17 protein-coding genes are annotated in these 18033 nt (G+C 71.2%); 3 read left to right on the top strand and 14 right to left on the bottom strand.

Translation table 11 applies throughout. The features are described 5' to 3' along the window. Nucleotides 1-167 precede the first annotated feature (167 nt). The 6 genes from GXP74_RS41495 to GXP74_RS20045 all read right to left on the bottom strand — a co-directional run bounded on the left by GXP74_RS41495 (nucleotide 168) and on the right by GXP74_RS20045 (nucleotide 10751). A complete protein-coding gene (locus tag GXP74_RS41495) occupies nucleotides 168-947 on the bottom strand; it encodes a condensation domain-containing protein (RefSeq protein WP_182452823.1) in 780 nt (259 codons plus the stop codon). After that, nucleotides 914-4081: a non-ribosomal peptide synthetase gene (locus tag GXP74_RS20065; protein WP_182452822.1), complete on the bottom strand. Its 3168-nt coding sequence runs from the start codon at nucleotides 4079-4081 to the stop codon at nucleotides 914-916. Before GXP74_RS20065 ends, GXP74_RS41495 begins: the two co-directional genes overlap by 34 nt. A 250-nt stretch (nucleotides 4082-4331) precedes the next feature. Continuing rightward, nucleotides 4332-6929 (bottom strand): FtsX-like permease family protein, encoded by a 2598-nt coding sequence (locus GXP74_RS20060; protein WP_182452821.1) that lies wholly within the window; start codon nucleotides 6927-6929, stop codon nucleotides 4332-4334. Further along, nucleotides 6923-7681, bottom strand: coding sequence for an ABC transporter ATP-binding protein (locus GXP74_RS20055; protein WP_182452820.1), 759 nt, complete (start codon nucleotides 7679-7681; stop codon nucleotides 6923-6925). Before GXP74_RS20055 ends, GXP74_RS20060 begins: the two co-directional genes overlap by 7 nt. An 894-nt stretch (nucleotides 7682-8575) precedes the next feature. Next, nucleotides 8576-9730, bottom strand: coding sequence for a tryptophan 2,3-dioxygenase family protein (locus GXP74_RS20050; protein WP_182452819.1), 1155 nt, complete (start codon nucleotides 9728-9730; stop codon nucleotides 8576-8578). A 58-nt stretch (nucleotides 9731-9788) separates the two neighbouring features. Then, nucleotides 9789-10751, bottom strand: a complete 963-nt coding sequence (locus GXP74_RS20045) for a methyltransferase (protein ID WP_225448062.1) — start codon at nucleotides 10749-10751, stop codon at nucleotides 9789-9791. 848 nt (nucleotides 10752-11599) lie between these two features. On the opposite strand from GXP74_RS20045, the gene GXP74_RS20040 reads away from it, so the two are divergent. Beyond that, the gene (locus tag GXP74_RS20040; RefSeq protein WP_182452818.1) at nucleotides 11600-12451 is read left to right on the top strand and encodes a helix-turn-helix transcriptional regulator; all 852 of its coding nucleotides are present in this window, start codon (nucleotides 11600-11602) and stop codon (nucleotides 12449-12451) included. A 69-nt stretch (nucleotides 12452-12520) separates the two neighbouring features. Continuing rightward, nucleotides 12521-12736 carry an MbtH family protein gene (locus GXP74_RS20035; RefSeq protein WP_182452817.1) on the top strand — a complete coding sequence of 72 codons (216 nt, stop codon included), beginning with the start codon at nucleotides 12521-12523 and terminating at the stop codon, nucleotides 12734-12736. Between the two features lie 455 nt (nucleotides 12737-13191). Here the strand turns inward: GXP74_RS20035 and GXP74_RS20030 are convergent, their stop codons facing one another. The 6 genes from GXP74_RS20030 to GXP74_RS20015 form a co-directional block, all read right to left on the bottom strand. Further along, nucleotides 13192-13737 (bottom strand): flavin reductase family protein, encoded by a 546-nt coding sequence (locus GXP74_RS20030; protein ID WP_182452816.1) that lies wholly within the window; start codon nucleotides 13735-13737, stop codon nucleotides 13192-13194. A 109-nt stretch (nucleotides 13738-13846) separates the two neighbouring features. Beyond that, nucleotides 13847-14908 carry a tryptophan 7-halogenase gene (locus GXP74_RS20025; RefSeq protein ID WP_255528246.1) on the bottom strand — a complete coding sequence of 354 codons (1062 nt, stop codon included), beginning with the start codon at nucleotides 14906-14908 and terminating at the stop codon, nucleotides 13847-13849. 146 nt (nucleotides 14909-15054) lie between these two features. Next, nucleotides 15055-15426 carry a tryptophan 7-halogenase gene (locus GXP74_RS40535; protein WP_225448061.1) on the bottom strand — a complete coding sequence of 124 codons (372 nt, stop codon included), beginning with the start codon at nucleotides 15424-15426 and terminating at the stop codon, nucleotides 15055-15057. A 118-nt stretch (nucleotides 15427-15544) separates the two neighbouring features. Next, complete coding sequence (locus tag GXP74_RS42160) at nucleotides 15545-15811, bottom strand: response regulator transcription factor (RefSeq protein ID WP_370468443.1); 267 nt, start codon at nucleotides 15809-15811, stop codon at nucleotides 15545-15547. Continuing rightward, the gene (locus tag GXP74_RS20020) at nucleotides 15757-16191 is read right to left on the bottom strand and encodes a response regulator transcription factor (protein WP_370468442.1); all 435 of its coding nucleotides are present in this window, start codon (nucleotides 16189-16191) and stop codon (nucleotides 15757-15759) included. The genes GXP74_RS42160 and GXP74_RS20020 overlap by 55 nt, the downstream gene beginning before the upstream one ends. Further along, the gene (locus tag GXP74_RS20015; protein WP_182456979.1) at nucleotides 16167-16883 is read right to left on the bottom strand and encodes a sensor histidine kinase; all 717 of its coding nucleotides are present in this window, start codon (nucleotides 16881-16883) and stop codon (nucleotides 16167-16169) included. The genes GXP74_RS20020 and GXP74_RS20015 overlap by 25 nt, the downstream gene beginning before the upstream one ends. Before the next feature lie 70 nt (nucleotides 16884-16953). Between GXP74_RS20015 and GXP74_RS20010 the strand changes: the two genes are divergently transcribed. Continuing rightward, a complete protein-coding gene (locus tag GXP74_RS20010) occupies nucleotides 16954-17097 on the top strand; it encodes a hypothetical protein (RefSeq protein ID WP_182456978.1) in 144 nt (47 codons plus the stop codon). Here the strand turns inward: GXP74_RS20010 and GXP74_RS20005 are convergent. Next, nucleotides 17082-17543, bottom strand: a complete 462-nt coding sequence (locus GXP74_RS20005) for a sensor domain-containing protein (RefSeq protein WP_182456977.1) — start codon at nucleotides 17541-17543, stop codon at nucleotides 17082-17084. The two genes, GXP74_RS20010 and GXP74_RS20005, sit on opposite strands and share 16 nt — an antisense overlap. Nucleotides 17544-17826: 283 nt before the next feature. Then, the gene (locus tag GXP74_RS42155) at nucleotides 17827-18027 is read right to left on the bottom strand and encodes a TauD/TfdA family dioxygenase (RefSeq protein WP_370468558.1); all 201 of its coding nucleotides are present in this window, start codon (nucleotides 18025-18027) and stop codon (nucleotides 17827-17829) included. Between the last annotated feature and the right edge of the window lie 6 nt (nucleotides 18028-18033).

Here is an 18033-nt window from a genome sequence, read left to right as displayed (position 1 = left end):
CGGGTCCAGCGGCACGTACGCGCCGCCCGCCTTGAGGATCCCAGGATGGCGACGAACAGGTCCAGGCTGCGTTCGATCGCGATGCCCACCAGGACGTCGCTGCCGACGCCGCGCTCGATGAGGTGGTGCGCCAGCTGGTTCGCCCCGCGCGTCCAGTTCCGCGTAGGTCAGCCGCTGGTCGTCCGAGTTCCACCGCGACCGCCCGCGGGCGCAGCCGTACCTGTGCGGTGACCAGGTCCTGCATCCGGTGCTCGGCCTGGTGGCCGGTGGCGGTGGCGGCCGGGTCGCCCATGACCACCTGGTGTTCGGCGGTCGAGTGGGCCGGCAGGTCGCCGACGGTGCGTGCGGTGTGGTCGGCGAAGGCCTCCAGCAGGGTCCGCAGGTAGGCCCGTCATCCGGTGCACGGTGTCCGCTTCGAACAGGGCCGGGTCGTAGTGGACCCGCATGGTGATCCCGTCGCCGGGGTGTACGACGACGCCGAGTGCGGCGCCCGAGCCGACCTCGTGGTCGAAGTGGCTCAGTCGCAGGCCGTGGGCGGTGAAGGCGTGCTCGTCGAAGGGGAAGTTCTCGAAGACGATGATGCTGTCGAACAGGTTGTCGCCGGCGACAGGCCGCTCCAGGCCTGGGCCTGGGGTCAGCGAGACGGCCTCGAAGTCCCGGGCCCGGGCCTGCCGCGCCTGTAGGTCGGCCAGCCAGGTCTCCAGGTCCTGGGCGCGGTCCACGCGTACGTGTACCGGCAGGGTGTTGACCAGCATCCCGATGATCGAGTCGACGCCGGCCAGGTCGGGGGTCCGGCCGGAGACGGTGCCGCCGAAGCAGACGTCCGGGCTGCCGCTGTAGCGCGCCAGCAGCAGTGCCCAGGCGCCTTGCAGGAGGGTGCTGGTGGTCAGTTTCGTGCGCTTGGCGGCCTCGGTCAGCCGGGCGGACAGGTCGGGGGCGATGTCCACCTCCACCCTTGCGGTGGCGCGCGGGCGGTAGCCCGGGGCGGCCGGTCGTCGTAGGGCAGCCGGGTCGGGGTGGTCAGGGGGCCGAGCACGCCGCGCCAGTGGGCCTCCGCCGCGGCCTGGTCCTGGTCGCCCAGCCATCGCAGGTAGTCCCGGAACGGTGTCCGGGGTCGTGGCGCCGGTCCGTCGCCGTCGCGCAGCCGGGCGTAGTCGGCGGCCACCTCGGTGAGCAGTTCGGTGCTGCTCCATCCGTCCAGCACCAGGTGGTGCATCGACCACAGCACGCGGACGCTGGTGTCGGTGAGCCGGATGACGGTGACCCTGGCCAGGGGGGCGGTGGCGAGGTCCATTCCGGCCGCGCGGTCGGCGGCGCGCAGCGCGTGTCGGCGTTCGCGCTGTTCGCTCCGCGGCAGTTGCCGCCAGTCGTGCTGGGTGACGGGCACGGTGGCCGTGGCCCGCACCACCTGGACCGGGGTGCTGACGTCCGTCCAGAGCACGGCTGTGCGCAGGGCCGGTAGCCGGTCCGCGGTCCGCTGCCAGGCCCGGCCGAGGAGTTCCGGGTCCTCGACGTGGTCGAGGACCAGGTCGAACTGGATCAGGTGCAGCCCGGTGTCCTCGGTCATCAGCGCGTCGAAGAGCATGCCGCTCTGCATCGGTGTCAGCGGGTAGACGTCCTCGACCGGTCCGCCCGCGGCGATGTGCTCGGCCTCGTCGGCGGTGAGCTGGACGAGCGGGGTGGGGGCCGGGGTGGGGTCGGGTCCGCTGTCGTCCCGGGTCGCGGCCCGGGCCAGTTCCGCGACGGTCGGGGTGAGGAAGAGGTCCTTGGCGGTCAGCCGCAGGCCGTGGGCGCGGGCCCGGGAGACGACCTTGATGGCCAGGATGGAGTCGCCGCCGGAGGCGAAGAAGTTGTCGTTGACGCCGATCCGCTGGACGCCGAACACCTCGGCCCACACCTGGGCCAGCAGCCGCTCGGTGTCGGTGCGCGGTTCGACGTGGTCCCCCGCGGTCAGCAGGTCGACCCGCGGTGCGGGCAGGGCGGCGCGGTCGACCTTGCCGTTGTTCGACAGCGGCAGGGCCTCCATCGGGATGAACCAGGACGGTACCTCGTAGCTCGGCAGCCGCAGGGCCAGGGCCTCGCGCCACTGCGCCACCTCGGCGGCCCGGCCGCGTTCGGGTACCACGTAGGCGACCAGGTGCCGGGCGCCGCGGGTCTCGTGGACGGCGACCACGCCGTCGGCGACGCCGTCGAGCGCGGTGAGCGCGGCCTCGATCTCGCCGATCTCGATCCGGAAGCCGCGGATCTTGATCTGCTTGTCGGCCCGGTACAGGAAGTCCATCGTCCCGTCGGCGCGCCAGCGCACGACGTCGCCGGTGCGGTACAGCCGCTCCCCCGTGCCGAAGGGGTCGGCCACGAACCGCTCGGCGGTCAGCGGCGCCCGGCCGAAGTAGCCGCGCGCCAGGCCGTCGCCCGCGATGTACAGTTCGCCCGGCGCGCCGACCGGGACCGGGCGCAGCCACGCGTCGAGGGTGTACAGGCGGGTGTTGTCGAGCGGTCGGCCCATCGGTACGGCGCGGGTGCGTACCTGTTCCAGGGTGAGTTCCTGGAACAGGGCGTAGGTGGTGGCCTCGGTCGGTCCGTAGGCGTTGATGACCAGGGTGCCGGGGCAGTGGGTGATGACCTGTTCCAGGGCCTCGGGTGAGGGCACCTCGCCGCCGGTGATCACTGTCGCCGCGCCCTTGAAGCAGTCGGGGGCCTCCTCGGCGAACAGGCGCAGCAGGGCGGAGGTGAGGAAGACGGCGGTGACGGCGTGTTCGGCGATCAGGTCGCGTACCAGGGCGGGTGTGGGTTCCTCGGTGGCGATGACCATGTCGCCGCCGGTCAGCAGCGGTACCCACAGTTCGTAGGTCGCGGCGTCGAAGGCGTGCGGGGAGTGGAAGAGGATGCGCCGGTGGGCCGCTTCGCGCCAGCGGCGGTCCCAGGCCAGGGCGACCACGTCGCGGTGGGTGACGGCGACGCCCTTGGGGGTGCCGGTGGAGCCCGAGGTGAACATGATGTAGGCGAGCTGCTGGGCGTCCGGGTCCGGTTCGGGGTCGTGGGCGGGTTGGCCGGCGGTGGTGGCCGGGTCGTCCACGAGCAGGACCGGGACGTCGGTGGTGGTGGTCCTGGGTGCCATGGCCCGGTCGGTGAGCAGGACCTGGGCGCCGACGTCGGCCAGGACGAAGCGGACGCGGTCCTGGGGGTAGGCGGCGTGCAGCGGGACGTAGGCCGCGCCGGCTTTGACCACGGCCAGGACGGACACGACCACGTGCACCGACCGGTCCAGCAGCAGCGCGACCCGGGACTCGGCGGTGACGCCCGCGGCGAGCAGGCGGTGGGCGAGCCGGTTGGCCCGCTCGTTCAGTTCGGCGTAGGTGAGCCGGTCGTCGCCGAACAGGACGGCGGGTTTGTCCGGGGACAGCCGTACCTGCTCGGCGAACAGGCTGGGCAGGCTGGAGTGCGGGGGGAACGCGGAGGTGGTGTCGTTCCAGTCGTGGAGTACGCGGTGCGACTCGGCGTCGGGTATCAGCCTCAGTTCGCGCAGGGGTCGTCCGGGGCGGGCGACGGCGTCGGCCAGCAGGGTGCGGTAGGTGGCGGCCAGGTGCTCGATGGTGGCCGCGTCGAGTACCTCGGGGTGGTAGTCGACGTCGGCGTCCAGGGCGCCGTCGCGTTCGGTGAACCGCAGCACGATGTCGGCGAGGGCGAACTCGGTGGGCAGTTCGGTGCCCGCGGCGCGCGATGCCCGGTCCAGGAGGTGGTCGAACGGCATCGTGCTGTCGACGGTCGCGTGCAGCGGGACCGGTGCGTCGGCGGGCGCCGTGGAGCGGGCGCGGACGGTCGCGGTCACCTCGTCCTGTCCGGCGTACGCCGCGGCCAGGACCAGGCCCGCGGCGGCCAGTGCGCCGGGCACGGTGGCGTCGGCCGCTCGGGCGAGTCGGCGCAGGTCCGCGGTGAGCGCGCGGTCGAGGGTGAACCGGTGGGTGGCGGTGGCCTCGTCGGGCTCGGCGGGTCGTGGGCGGTCTACGGGAAAGCGGGTCAGCGGATGGCCGACGGCCGGGTCCGACGTCGGTCCTGCTGCTGGGCGCCCCTCGTGGGTCATGTGCGGTCTCCCCTCCGGCTGCACTTCCACGGCGGAAGCCATGTCTGATCACCCAGTCTCCCCAGAGCGGCGGCGCGCCAGCTACGCACTTGAAGGAAGAACGAAACAGGGCGGTCAGCAGGGGTTTTGACGCCGGGTCAGTGGTGGCCGGGGCGGTGGTGGCCGGGGCGGGAGCGGCCGACGGCGCCGCCGGGGGTCCGGTGGCGCCGTCGGGTGGTGTCGCGGTGGGTCAGGTGCGGTGCGGCGGGTGCTACTCGCGTCCGCCGATCGCGTCGACCGGCGCGGAGCGCATGGCGAAGCGGGTGGCTGTCGCGATCGAGCCCCAGGAGAGCGCGACGGTGAGCGCCACGATCGCCAGCAGGCCGAGCAGGGAGATGTTGGGGACGGGTGACTTCGACAGTCCCAGGCTCATGCCGACCAGCGAGGGGATTCCCGCCAGCAGGCCGAACAGCAGCGCCGAGAAGATCACGATCCTGGCCTCGCCGTTCATCATGGCGCGTACCTGTTCGCGGCTGGCGCCGATGAGTTGCAGCATGGCGAACTCGCGTACCCGGGCCGCGGTGGCCATGACCAGGGTGTTGACCACGGCGATGGCGATGTAGCCCAGGAGCAGGGTCTGGAACAGGAGGTTGAGGGCCCAGCCGCCCGAGTCGCCGGCCGCGGGTGCGACCGCGAAGGCGGCGGGGCCGCCCAGTTGGACCGTCGGGTAGGGGGCGACGGCTTTGCGCAGTGCGGCGGCCAGCGTCTTCTGGTCGGTCCCGGCGGTGGCCGCGACCAGTACCGCGGAGTCGACCTGGGAGGTGGTGTGGGCCACGACCAGGTCGTTGGGCAAGGTAACGTCGCCGAAGCCCAGGCCGCGCTCGTAGATCGCCACCACCCGGGGGGTGAGCAGGGTGCTGTCGCCGAGCCGCAGGGTGATCGTCCCGCCGAGTTTCGCGCCGACCTGGCGGGCGGCCACCTGGCTGAGTGCGACCGTCCCGTCCTTCAGGTCCGCGATGCTGCCGTTGAGGACCTGCAGGTCCATGGTGTCGGAGAGGCGGTCGGGGGTGACGCCCTGGGCGGCGAAGACCTCGGTCTGGGTGCCGAAGGTCAGCAGTACCTGCATCCGTGCCACCGGGGTGGCCAGGGCGACTCCGGGGACGCCGCTGACGGCGTCGGTGACCTGGGGGGAGACTCCGGCGCCGGACGAGGCGGTCAGCACGTAGCCGGCCCGCAGTCCTTCGTTGAGCTGCTGCTGGGAGGCGGCGATCGTGGTGGTGGCGCCGAAGATCTGTACGGCGGCCAGGGTCACGCCGATGGCCAGTGGGGTGGCCGCCGCGCTGAGCCGCCGGGCGTTGGCCCGGGCGTTGGACTGGGCGAGGAAGCCGTGGGCCCGGGTCTGGTTGTTCAGGAACGGGCCGAACAGCGCGATGGCGGCGCGCAGCAGTACGGGTCCCAGGCAGCCCAGGGCCACCACGAAGAACAGGACGGCGCTGGCGGCGACGTCGGCGACCGAGTCGCCCGAGTCGGCGACGTTGCCCAGGGTCAGCAGCAGTCCGACCGGGATGAGCAGGGCGCCGATGACCAGTCGGGCCCGGCTGAGTTTCTTGGGCTCGACGGCGGCTTCGCCGAGCGCCTCGACCGGGCTGGTCCTGGCCACGCGGCGGGCCACCAGCCAGCCGCTGATCCGGGCGCTGAACACGCACAGCACCAGTGAGGCGAGGATGGGCAGGATGCCCACGTCCATCTGGTAGTCCGAGGGCATGGCGCCGGCCAGGATGAACACGCCGCGCATCACGAACGCGAGGATGATGCCGGGGATCGCGCCGGCCAGGGCGCCGGACAGCGAGACCAGGGTCATCTCGGCGCCGATCATCCAGTGGATCTGTCTGGGGGTGGCGCCGATGGCGCGCATCAGGGCCAGTTCGCGGCGGCGTTGCTGGACCGACAGGGTCAGGGTGCTGGCCACCACGAAGACCACGATCAGCACCATCGTGCCGCCGAACGACGCCGAGGTGTCGACCACCAGGTTGCGGGCGTCGCCGACGTCGAGGAACTCGACGTCGCCGCGTCCGGTGCCGGTGTGGGTCTCCACGCCCGGGACGGCGGCGGTGATCGCCTTGGCCAGCCGGTCGGGGGTGACGCCGGGGTCGGCGAGGACCCCGATGGCGGCCACCTGGTCCGGGCGGCCGGACAGGCTGGTCGCCTGGTCGTCGGTGAAGAACACCGCGGACTGGCGGTCCAGGCCGCCCGGTGGCGGGTCGGCGATGCCCACGACGCGGTAGGAGGAGGCGATCGAGCCGACCACCAGCCGGACCGTGGAGCCGGTCGACAGGTGGGCGCGCGAGGCCAGGCCGGAGTCGAGGACGACCTCGCCGGACGCGGTGGGCGCGTGTCCGGTGCCCAGCGTGAACGGTCCGAGTTCGGCGGTCGTCCAGCCGTGCCCGTACACCGGGTAGCCGTTCGGGCCGCCCACCACGCCGCCGCCGGAGTCGAGCACGCCCAGTTCGATGTCGACGTCGCCGACGGCGGCCTTGACGCCGGGTACCGCGGCGACGGCGGCGATCTTGTCGGAGGGCAGGGTGACGCGCTCGCTGTAGCGGACGGCGGAGCTCTCGTCCAGCCAGAACGACTGCCCCGCGCTGAGGACGACGTCAGCGCCCGCGTAGCGTTCGGGGGCGACGCCGGTGCTCAGTCCGGACATCAGCAGGATCCCGCAGGCGGTGATCACCGCCGAGCCCGCGGCGATCGCGACGAAGGAGCCGACGAAGCCGCCCTTGCGTCCCTTGATGGTCTTCCAGGCCAGCGACAGGTCCTTGGGGAAGGGCACCAAGGTGCGGATCAGCCGGCCGACGCGGCGGATCACCACTCGCCCAGGTGCGTCATGCGTGAGGCGATCTCCTCGGAGGTGGGCCGGGGCAGTTCGCCCGCCAGTTTGCCGTCGGCCAGGAACACGACGGAGTCGGCGTAGGAGGCGGCGACCGGGTCGTGGGTCACCAGCAGCACCGTCTGCCCCATGTCGTCCACCACATGGCGCATCAGTTCCAGTACCTGTTTGCTGGATCGGGTGTCCAGCGCTCCGGTCGGCTCGTCGGCGACCACCGCCTCGGGGCGGGTGATCAGTGCGCGGGCGATCGCGACCCGCTGCTGCTGTCCACCGGAGAGCTCGCTGGGGCGCCGCTTGAGGAAGTCGCCGAGTCCGACCGAGGTCAGGACCTGGTTCAGGAACTCGCGGTCGGTCCTGCGGCCGGCGAGCCGCAGCGGCAGCGTGACGTTGTCCGCCACCGTCAGCGAGCCCAGCAGGTTGTACGCCTGGAAGACGAAGCCGATCCGCTCGCGCCGCACCTCGGTCAGCTTGACCTCGTCGAGGCCCGACAGCTCGATGTCGCCCAGCCAGACCGAGCCGGAGGTCGGGCGGTCCAGGCCGGCCGCGCAGTTGAGGAACGTGCTCTTACCGGAACCGGAGGGTCCCATCACGGCGGTGAAGGTACCACGGCGCAATTGGATGCTCACCGAATCCAGCGCCTGCACCGGGCTTCTTGTCGATTCGTACACCTTAGACACCGAATCTAAGCGGATCGACCAGTCGGTGGGCTTGGTGCGCGAGGCAGAACGAGGCATGCCAGGAGCCTACCGAGGCCGCACCGCGCCGCGCCACCCGCCTCCGTTCGAAGCGCGTGAGAAAACGCCGCGGGCGGCCGCCGGTGAATTCCGCTTTTCTGGAAAGAATTCCCCGGGAACAGCGTATACGAAATCACCAGCGCCATTGCCCGGGCACCGGTGGGAAGGCGAGGGGCCGCGGGTCCGTCCCGTCGCCGGGACGGCTCCGCGGGCCCTCGGGGAGGGGGCCGGGGAAAACCGGCGCGCCGGGAAAACCGGCCGACCAGCGACTCCCGGCGCCCTCTTCCCGCGGGCGCCGATGAACACCGCGCGACCGGCCCGGTCACGGTCGGCCCCGAAACCGTCGCGCCCCGCGCCGCCGCTTCGACAACAGCCGCACCGATTTCCGGCTCGGCCACTGCCCCGGCGCTCCGCCCCGGCCCGCCGCGGGCGGCGCGGCGACGCCCGGGCACTCCCCCGAGGCGCAGCTCAGCGCCCCCTCGCGGGCGGGCCCGCGGGGGAACGTCCCCGTGGCCGCCGGGAGCGGACCCCGATTCCCGGGGAAATCCGTGGCCGCCTCCGGCGGGGATATCGCGGGCCACCGGCGGCGGCCCGTCCTGATCCCCGCGGAAAGCGGTCCGGAAATCACCGGGAGCCTGGTTCCCGGCCCGCCGGGGCGGGTCGCGCATTCAGTGCCGGAAAAACCTCCTTTTTTTGTCGGGGCGGGGCGCGGAACCGTGTCCCGTGCCTTCTCGTGGAAGAGTCGCGATAGGCCTCGGCCGGGGGTCATCCGGTATTTCCCGCCTTTCTTCCCCGGGTGGCCGCCGACCGTGGTCGGGGCGCCGGGCGCCCGCCCCGGGTCGCCTTCGCGCCATCTTTTTCCGGTCCCGGCTCCGGCTCCGGTTCCGGTTCCGGTCAGCGGAACGCGAACCCGAGCAGGTCGAGTCCGGGTGCGGTGGTGATGGGCTCCGGGACCAGGTTGTCCTTGTGGACGAACCGCCGCAGGTAGCCGGCGCCCTCGGTGCCGCCGGACCCCGCCATCCCCGGCAGGTAGCGCCGACCGAAGCCGTAGTGCCTGCCGCGCCAGGTCAGCAGGGTCCGTTCGACCTCGGCGAGCGCCTCGGTCAGCCTCGGGTCCCCCGCCTCGCGCACCGCGTCGCCCAGCGGACGCACGGACCGCAGCGGCGGCATCGTCAACTGGTGCAGGTGGTCGAACTTCGAGTACGCCTCCACCTTGCGCGCGTCGTAGCCGTAGAGCACCAGTTCCATCATGTGGTAGTTCAGCGACTGGACGGCACTGGCCTCACCGGTGGCGTCGCGGAACCTCAGGAAGAGATCCGGGGTGAGCGTCTTGAGCACGTGGAAGATGTGGTTGGGCAGTTCCGCGCACTGGGCCAGCTGCGCCATCAGCGCGTACGCCTGGTCGTCCCCGCGGCCGATGGACGTCCGGGCCCGCACGGTGAAGTAGCGGATCAGGTAGAAGGCCAACTCGCATGCCTGCACGGCCCGCAGGAACATGTTCTCGTGGTGGTCGCCCGAGGCCAGGAAGCCGGAGCAGCGGGTCAGCACCGATGCCTGCCAGCGGGCCAGCGCGTCGTCGCGGGCCCGGTCGATGATCTCGGCCGCGGTCGTGTCGCCGCCGGTCTCCACCAGCAGTCGCCCGACCTGCTCGCGCAGCGCCTCCAGCCGCAGCAGCCGCTCCTCGGTGTTGTCGGCCTCGGTGAGTTGCGCGGCGGCGCGGCGCTCGACCGCGTCCAGGTCGGCCAGCGTCGCCTCCAGGGCCAGCACCGCGCCGGCCACCGGCTCGGTCTGGTGCAGGTCCAGGTACCACGCGTGGACGTGCAGGTTGGCGTAGCGGTAGTACTGCGGGATGGGTTCGCGGCTGAACGAGCGGGTCAGCAGCCGCATCACCTCGCTCTCGGCGGTCTGCTCGGCGTACGCCTCCTCGTAGAGCTTGGCCAGCAGGTCGTGGTCGCTGTCGGTCAGCGCCTGTCGGCCCGACCGCTCTTGGAGCCGGGCGACCTCGTCGCACCGTCTCGGAAACTGTAAGGACGCCAGTTCGGCTTTCATGTAACCCCCAGGGCTGCGCTCAGAACCACGGGTCGCCGTCGACCCGCGGCATGCCGTTTCACCTCTTGAACCCGATGACCAGTTGCTTGTCCTGAGTGGACCGGTGCACTTCGCAGTCGGTGAAGCCCGCGCTCTCCAGCAGGCCGATGTACTCCGCGGCGGTGCGGTGCCGGCCCTTCGCCTCGACGTGCATCGACAGGTTCATCACCGCCGTGGGCAGCGGTCCGCGCCGGTCGTCGTCGAACAGGCGGTCCATGATCAGGACCCGGCCGCCGTCGGCGCACGCGCGGTGCGCCTTGCGCAACAGCTCCAGGCCGGTCTCGTCGGTCCAGCCGGAGAGGATGTAGCCGAACGCGACGCACTCGGTCGGCGGGAACTCGTCGTGGTGGAAGTCGCCCGCGGCGAAGTCCAACCGGCCCTGCAGGCCGTACTTCTCGACGGTGTCGGCCACGTACGGGCCGACCTCCGGCAGCTCGTACACGGTGGCGCGCAGGCCGGGTGTCGCCTCCAGCGCGGCCACGCAGAAGGGGCCGCTGGCGCCGCCGATGTCCACCAGGTGCCGGACCCGCTCCAGCCCGGCCATGGGCACCAGTTCGCGGGAGACGTCGTAGGTGAGCTGCCACATGGCCGCCAGGAACTCCTCCGTGAGCTTCGGAGTCCGGTACATGACGTCGAACGGGGCCGGCAGGGCGGCGTCCACCGCCGACTTGCCGTCCGTCAGGTAGGAGTCCAGTTGCGGCAGTCGGCCGAGCGTGCTGTTCATCACGTGGTTGAGGAAGCCGCCGACGGAGCGCGCGCTGCGCGGGTCGAGGAAGGGAGCCGTCTGCGCGGGCAGGCGGTACGCGCCGTGCTCGTTCTGCTCGATGACGCCGAAGGAGTCGAGCAGGACCAGCAGCCGGTCCAGGGTCTCCTCGTCGAGCCCGAGCTCGGTGGCGATCTTGCTGGTGGGCGCTTCCTGGGTGGCGAGAAAACCGAAAACGCCGTGTTTGTCCGCCAAATGGATGGCAGTGGTGGCATACACGCCATAAACGGCCTTTTCCAACGCTCTGGGCAGCATCACGCAATCTCCACATCGTCTCCACGGGCGGGTCACACAAAGTCGCGATGCGAGCTGAATTCGTACCCGTCTTTCGCGCCGCGGAGGAGCGGCACGCAGAGGACTGGAGTGCTCGGCCGCGACTGGGAAGTCCAGCCCTTTCGAATTACGCGAGACGAAGCTATGCGCGGCCCGTGAGCGCCCTCAAGGAAGTTGCCTCGTCGTTCAAGGACCAGCGCCGGGACCCGCGCTGACCGGCGGCGACGGCAGTGCCATTACACGAAAGCGACTGCCTCGCGGAAGGAGTTTCACCGCTGCGGAAAACAACGGCGGCGAAACCGCCGACAGCGATGACACGGATCTGATGGCCTGTCATCATAGCTGTGGCAAACCATGGCATACTGCATCACGATGCCCCGCGGAGCGCCGCAGCGGGGAGCGCCGGGGCGGCGGTGACGTGGACGAATGACGCGAAGTTCGCCGACATTGGAGTGCCATATATCGCGGGCGTCCCGCTTGTCAACAAGAGAGCGGTGTGGTGATCGTTACGTGGAAGAATTATCACGGTCCCCTTATGAGGATCCTCACGGTCGGCTTAGGGTCTTGGTCAGTAACGGTCAACTGGGGCCGCTGGTCGGGGGACAGCTCGGATCGGCTTGGGATGTGCGCCGCAGTGCCACCCATGGGCGCTTCCCAGGCACTGGACCGTCGGGCGCGTGCCGTCGCCCGGCGGATCGTAGTCACGCCGAGATGCCAGCCCACCAGCATTGACGTGTGTGGGAGACGGGGACTTGAGAATCCACTTCACGGTTGACGACCTCGCGCAATCACGTATGATCGACAGTTTAGGACCTGTCACGGAAGGCGCATTCGCGCTGAAGCAGTTCGGCAGGCAGGGCAGCGCCGGCTTCCACGGCTGGCGCAAGAACGTCCGGGAGCAGCTCGGGACCCGGGTCGCCGAGGTCGAGTTGCTCGCCGACCGGTACGACGTAAGGCAGTTGCTTCCGCTGCTCAGGTTGCATCCGGGCAGCAGTCAGGACGCGGCCGACGAGCGGACCCGGCAGCGGGTACGGGCCACGTTGCTCAAATTCTGTCAGGTGGCCGTACTGCCGCACTGGCAGCAGACACGAGATCACACGGCCGCGGTACGGGACGCGTGCGGCCGGATCGGCATCGCCAACGGAATGCACGCCCTGCTGGACAACCTCCACCCGCGGGTGAACTGGAAGGCGCCGGTCCTGGAGGTGGCCGGTGACCTGGACCGCGATGTGTACCTCAACGGGCGCGGGCTGGTGCTGTGCCCGTCGCTGTTCCTGGCCGACCGGGCGTGCATGGTCCTGGAGGACGTCCAGGGGATCGGGGTGCCCATCCTGGTCTTCTCGGTGCCGGTGGACTCGGCGACCGAGACCGAGTTCTGGGGGCGCAGCCAGGGCGGTGAGCAGGCGTTGAGTGCCCTGGTCGGGCACACCCGCGCGGCCGCGCTGCAGATGCTCTCGGAGAACTGCACCACCGGTGAGCTCTCGCAGCGGCTGAACATCTCGCTGGCGGGTGCCAGCAAGCACGCCACGGTGCTGCGCAAGGCGGGGCTGGTCACCACGGCCCGCAGGCGCAACACGGCGCTGCACTCGCTGACGCCGCTCGGCGTGGCGCTGCTGCGGCAGCAGCATTCGACCAGGGCGTCGTAGGCCCGGCGCGACCGCGGGCCACCGGCGGCTGAACCCACGGACCGACCACAACCCACGAAGGGCGAGACGATGAGCACCAATCCGTTCGAGGACCCGGACAGCACGTACCGTGTGCTGGTCAACGACGAGGGCCAGCACTCCCTTTGGCCCTCCTTCGCCGAGACGCCGGCGGGCTGGACGACGGTTCTGGCCGAGACCGACCGGCAGTCGGCGCTCGACTACGTCGAGGCGCACTGGACCGACCTTCGGCCCAGAAGCCTGGTGGCGGTGATGGACCAGCGCTAGTCGCGCGCTCCCGCCGGAACGCGGTCCGGCGGGGGCCAGGTGCACCACAGGCGTGCCCTCGGGTGGGCAGAGCAGGGCTCCGGCATGAGTCCTGCCCTTCCGGCGCGGGGGCACCGCCCATGTCCGGGCCCGGTTCGCGCGGCCTGGCGCACGGTGCTGAGTGTTCGTCAACTCTGGTTTCCCGTACGACAGATGGGTCATCCGGTGCTTGTCCGCCGGATGGGGATATACCCAGCGATACCGGGTTCTTACAACCAGGACTACCGCGCGGCGCGGTGGTGCGGTGCTTCACTGGAAGCACACCACAGCACGCCGCGGTCCCCGGTCGGCTTCCCCCGTACGGCTGACCGGTCGCGGTTCCCCAACGGCACGGGGAGGCCGCGAAGGCCGGTCCGCGCGGGGTCCGCCGACCCCGCGCGGACCGGTTCCCCGGTCGGCCGCCATCGCACGTCGCGTCAGCGGACCGGCCAGGACGAGTACGTGCGCAGTCCGTACAGCAGTGGCGACCGGTCGGCCGCCACCGGGTGCGTGATCCGGTAGGCCTCGCCGAAGACCACGGTGTGGTCGCCGACGCGGACCGTCCCGCTGATCCGGCAGTCGGCGATCGCGTGCGCGTCGTCGGCCAGGTGCGGGCCGGCGGCCTGCGGATCGCAGGACCAGCGCACCAGGTCGAACCGGTGGGGGGCGCCGGAGGCGAACAGGTCCGCGGTCGCCCTGGCCCGGGCGTGCAGCAGGTTCACCGCGAAGGTCGAGCGGCGCAGCATGGCCGCCAGGGTGGGGCTGCCCTCGCGCAGGCATACCAGCAGGGTCGGCGGTTCCACCGCGACGCTGCACACCGACGAGCAGGTCATCCCCCAGGTCCGGCCGTCGAGGTCGGCGGCGGTCACGATGGCCACCCCGGTGGGGAAGGTCGACATCAGGGACCGGAACTGTGCGGCAGGGACCGCCGTCACCGTGGTGGAGCCCCCCAGGACGCCGTCCTCCACGCTGTAATCCGTCATGGTCACCCGCCGCCTTCCAGTACCGGGGCCGCCACCCTCCAGCGGCGTGGCGAACTTCGTTCGAGCAGGGTGTGGCAGGGGCCGGCCCTGGCCGCGGACTCGGCGGTGTTCACCGCGTGGTGCCGGCCTTCCGCTGCGCCGGCGGCAGGCCGTGCAGGTGGGCGAAGTACTCGTACTGGCTGGGGAGCTTCTCGACCAGGGCGGCCGCCTGGTCGGCCACCAGCCGGAACTCGCGGTCGGCCGCGGTGCCGTCGAGCAGGCCCAGTACCGGCAGCGGCTGCACCGGCAGGCCGCCCATGCCCAGGATGATCGCCCGGTAGGAGTACGACTCGAAGCCGTGGTAGTGCGGGTAGAGGGAGTTCTGGTCGGGCAGCTTGACCTTCCACTGCTCCAGGCGCTCGGCCAGGCCGTCGGGGATCTCCCGGGTCTTGGTGTCGCGCCAGTACTGGTTGTCGGTGCGGCGCGAGGCGTACCAGTGCAGCACCATGAACTCCCGCAGGCCGTCCATGACGTGCGCGGCCTGCAGGTTGTAGGTCCTGCGCAGTCCCTCGTCGGTGGCCTCCTGGCCCACGGGGAAGTTCTTGACCAGCTGCTCGATGCCGTTTTGGATGATGAAGATGCCGGTGGACTCCAGCGGTTCGACGAACCCGTTGGACAGGCCGATCGCCACGCAGTTCTTCACCCAGGCGCGCTCGCTGCGGCCGATGCGCATCTTGATGTGGTTGGCGGTGGCGTTGTCCGCCGCGGGACCGACGAACTCGCGCAGCTTGCGCTCGGCCTCGTCGGGGGTGGAGTACTCGCTGGCGTACACGTAGCCGGTGCCGAGCCGCTCGAACAGCGGGATCGTCCAGATCCAGCCCGCGTCCGTGGCGGTCGCGGTGGTGGCCGGGCGGATGCCGTGCACGGCCATGTCCACCGGCACCCGCAGGGCCACCGCGCTGTCGTTGGGCAGGTGGTTCTGGAACGAGATGAACGGCTCCTGGAGCGCCTTGTTCACCAGCAGGCTGCGGAAGCCCGTGCAGTCGATGTAGAGGTCGCCGGAGACGTCGCCGTGTTCGCGGGTGCGGACGTGGTCGATCGCGCCCTGGTCGTCCAGGGCGACGTCCACCACGTCGTCCAGGACGTGCCGGACCCCGCGCGCCACGCCGTAGCGGGTGAGGAACTTCGCCAGCAGCGCCGCGTCGAAGTTGTACGCGTAGGGAACTGGGTGTTCTGTTCGTCAGTGTGGTGCGCTGGTCGTCACCCCGCTCGAAGGTGCTGTCGAAGAGCGAGCCGTCCAGTAGCGCGGCGAGCTCTGCGCGTCGCACATCGAGGCGATCAGGAAGGAGTCCCGTCGAACTGCCCGGTCGGCTTCTTCTGCACCCACCAGTCGGTCAGCGGGAAGCCGTCGACCACCCCGGTGCGTTCGAACGGGTGGTAGAAGACGTGCCCCGGCTCGCGCCAGCCCTCGAACCTGACGGCCGTCTTGTACGTTCCGTGGCACTCCGGCATCCACTCGCGCTCGTCCAGGCCAAGATAGTTGAAGAAGTGCCGGATGGTGCTGAAGGTGGCCTCCCCCACCCCGAGCGCGGGCACGTTCTTCGACTCGACCAAGGTCACCGCCACCCGGTCGCCGAATGCCGCCGTCAGATAGGACGCCGTCATCCAGCCTGCTGTACCGCCACCGACGATCACCACGCTGCTGACCATGTAGTAGGCCCCTTTGTTGGTTGCTGGCGAACCTGTCGGGTCGAGCCTCTCGGAATCACCGGCGCGCGGCCATGTCCTTGACCGATGGTGAAATTGGGCGGTCAGGAACGCAGGAACGTCAGCACGGCCAGCACCCGCGGTGGCCGTCGCCCTCGGACAGGCCGAGCTTGAGGAAGATGCTGCCGATGCTCTTGGCGACGGTGGGTTGGCTGACGTGCAGCGCCGCCGCGATGTCGGCGTTCATCCGGCCCTCGGCCATCAGCCCCAGCACCGCCCGCTCCCGCGAGGTGAGCCGGCCCAGCGGCTCGTTCATCTGCCGGCGCCGCAGCATCAGCCGGACCACCTCCGGGTCGATGACGGTGCCGCCCGCGGCGACGGACTCCACCCCTCCAGGAACTCGGCCACCCCGCCGATCCGGTCCTTCAGCAGGTAGCCGGAGGCCGCCGCGGAGTGCTCGCCGGACTCCAGCAGCTCGCAGGCGTAGGCCGTCGCGGCGTACTGCGTGAGCACCAGGACCGCCAGGTCCGGGTAGCGGCCGCGCAGTTCCATCGCCGACCGCAGGCCGTCGTCGTTGAAGTCCGGCGGCATCCGCACGTCGTCACCACGATGTCGGGCCGGTGCTCCTCGGACCGCCTTGATCAGGTCACGGCTGTCGCCGACCGCGGCCACCGCCCGGTGCCCGAACCGCTCCAGCAGTTCGACCAGTCCCTCGCGCAGCAGGACGGCGTCCTCGGCGAGCACTATCCGCAATCGGGTGTTCGCCATGGCAGCTCCACGACTAGTTCGGTTGGTCCGCCGGGCGGGCTGGAGAGTTTGAGCCTGCCGCCCACCACGGCGACGCGATCGGCCAGGCCCTGCAGCCCGCGGCCGTCCTCGGAGCGGGCCCCGCCCACGCCGTCGTCGCCGACGCGCAGCACCAGGCTGTCCCCCTCCTGGCGGCCGGTCACCCACGCCGTGCGGGCGCGGCTGTGCTTGACCACGTTGGTGAGCGCCTCCTGCAGCGCGAAGTACGCCACCGCCTCCACCGCGGGCACCAGGCGCTGCGCCATGGCGATGTCGACGCGGACCGGTACCGGGCACCGGTCGGCGACCTCGGCCACCGCGGCCGGGACACCGCGGTCGGTCAGCAGTCGCGGGTAGATGCCGCGGATCAGCTCCCGCAGGTCGGCCTGGACGCCCTCGGCCTCCTTGCGGGCCCTGGCCACCAGGCGCGCGCCGTCGGAGCGCTCCTGCTGGAGCCCGTGCTCCGCGATGCCCAGCGTCATGATCAGCCCGGCCAGCCGCTGCTGCGCGCCGTCGTGCAGGTCGCGTTCGATGCGTCGGCGTTCGGCCTCGAAGGCGTCCGCCAGCCGGATCCGCGAGCGGGTCAGCTCCTGGACCCGGGCGAGGACCTCGGACTCGCGCGGGGCCAGCAGCAGGCGCACGAACTCCGCCCGTCCCGCGGCCAGCGCGGTCACCGTGTAGGCGCCGCCGGGAGCAGGGCCACCCCCAGAGCACCACCAGGGCCCGGTCGGGCAGGCTGCGGATGTGCCAGCAGCCGAAGACGACCAGTGGGCCCAGGCCGGCGAAGGGTGCCACGAACGGGGCGGCGATGAGCAGGACCACGCATCCCACCAGCAGGACGCCGCCGAGGTCGATCAGCGGCAGCACCACCGTCAGGCGATCGTGTAGCCGAACTCCCGCCAGGTCGCCGCCTCACCGACGCGCAGCCGCAGCCACGCCCGCAGGCCGGGCTGGTCCGGGGTCACGTGCGGGTTGCCGACGGGCTCGGCGTCCACCAGCCGCAGCCGCAGCCGCTCGGTCGCGGCGACCGGCATGCCGACCACCGCCGGCAGCAGCAGCATGACCAGCAGTTGGGCGTAGGCAGGCATCCTGTCGATGTGCAGCGGTCCCTTCATGGCCGCGCCGATGGCCACGAACACCACGAGCGCGCCGCAGAGCAGGTAGCCGAGCGACCGCCACGGCCAACTGGACGTCAGCAGCGCGCCCGGGCCGCGCAGCAGTGCCTGGCGGCAGTTCAGCGGGGCCGGGTGCGGGCCGCGTCCGGCGGGCGCACCTCCACGGACGCCGACCGGCCGGCACTCGGACTTGAGATCAACAAGGCATGACGCCAGCACAGAGGTCCACGAGCCACAGCCAACACGGCCGGTGCACATGTACAAGGCCGCCGCCAGGAGCTTTCCTTACGATTCACAAGGTTGACCGGCCGGGGGCCGCGGGGTCGTTCCGCCCGGTCTGGGCGGGTTCGTCGCCGGGCGCCGGCCTCGGTCGGGCGGACAGGGCCGGGGGCCCCGCTCCTGCCGCCCGGACCGCCGACGGCGCCCGTCTCACTCGATGACCGCGAGCGGGACTCGGTCGTCAGGAACACCCGGCGGATGTCCCGGATCAGGTTGACCCGCTTCAGCACCGGTCGGTTCCGTCGTACCTCGGCTGGAACGGCTCCCGCCCGTGCACGACGCGGTAGTTGTCGAGGAATATCGCGTCGCCGGGCTCCAGCACCACCTTCTCCTGGGCGTCGCACACGTACGTGTACAGCTCCTTGATGGCCTCCTGGGCGACGTGGTCGTCCGGGTCCGCCGCGCAGGTGTCGTCGAAGTCGATCCGCAG

It is taken from the genome of Streptacidiphilus sp. P02-A3a (assembly GCF_014084105.1).
GTDB lineage: Bacteria > Actinomycetota > Actinomycetes > Streptomycetales > Streptomycetaceae > Streptacidiphilus.
The sequence above is the reverse complement of the archived record's forward strand: the minus strand, read 5'-3'. Positions and strand labels throughout refer to the sequence as shown.

Excerpts from the sequence above, each read along its gene's own strand:
- GXP74_RS20065 (WP_182452822.1), bottom strand. The coding sequence starts at position 4,081 with ATGACCCACGAGGGGCGCCCAGCAGCAGGACCGACGTCGGACCCGGCC.
- GXP74_RS20055 (WP_182452820.1), bottom strand. The coding sequence starts at position 7,681 with ATGCCTCGTTCTGCCTCGCGCACCAAGCCCACCGACTGGTCGATCCGC.
- GXP74_RS20050 (WP_182452819.1), bottom strand. The coding sequence starts at position 9,730 with ATGAAAGCCGAACTGGCGTCCTTACAGTTTCCGAGACGGTGCGACGAG.
- GXP74_RS20040 (WP_182452818.1), top strand. The coding sequence starts at position 11,600 with ATGATCGACAGTTTAGGACCTGTCACGGAAGGCGCATTCGCGCTGAAG.
- GXP74_RS20035 (WP_182452817.1), top strand. The coding sequence starts at position 12,521 with ATGAGCACCAATCCGTTCGAGGACCCGGACAGCACGTACCGTGTGCTG.
- GXP74_RS20030 (WP_182452816.1), bottom strand. The coding sequence starts at position 13,737 with ATGACGGATTACAGCGTGGAGGACGGCGTCCTGGGGGGCTCCACCACG.
- GXP74_RS40535 (WP_225448061.1), bottom strand. The coding sequence starts at position 15,426 with ATGGTCAGCAGCGTGGTGATCGTCGGTGGCGGTACAGCAGGCTGGATG.
- GXP74_RS20020 (WP_370468442.1), bottom strand. The coding sequence starts at position 16,191 with ATGGCGAACACCCGATTGCGGATAGTGCTCGCCGAGGACGCCGTCCTG.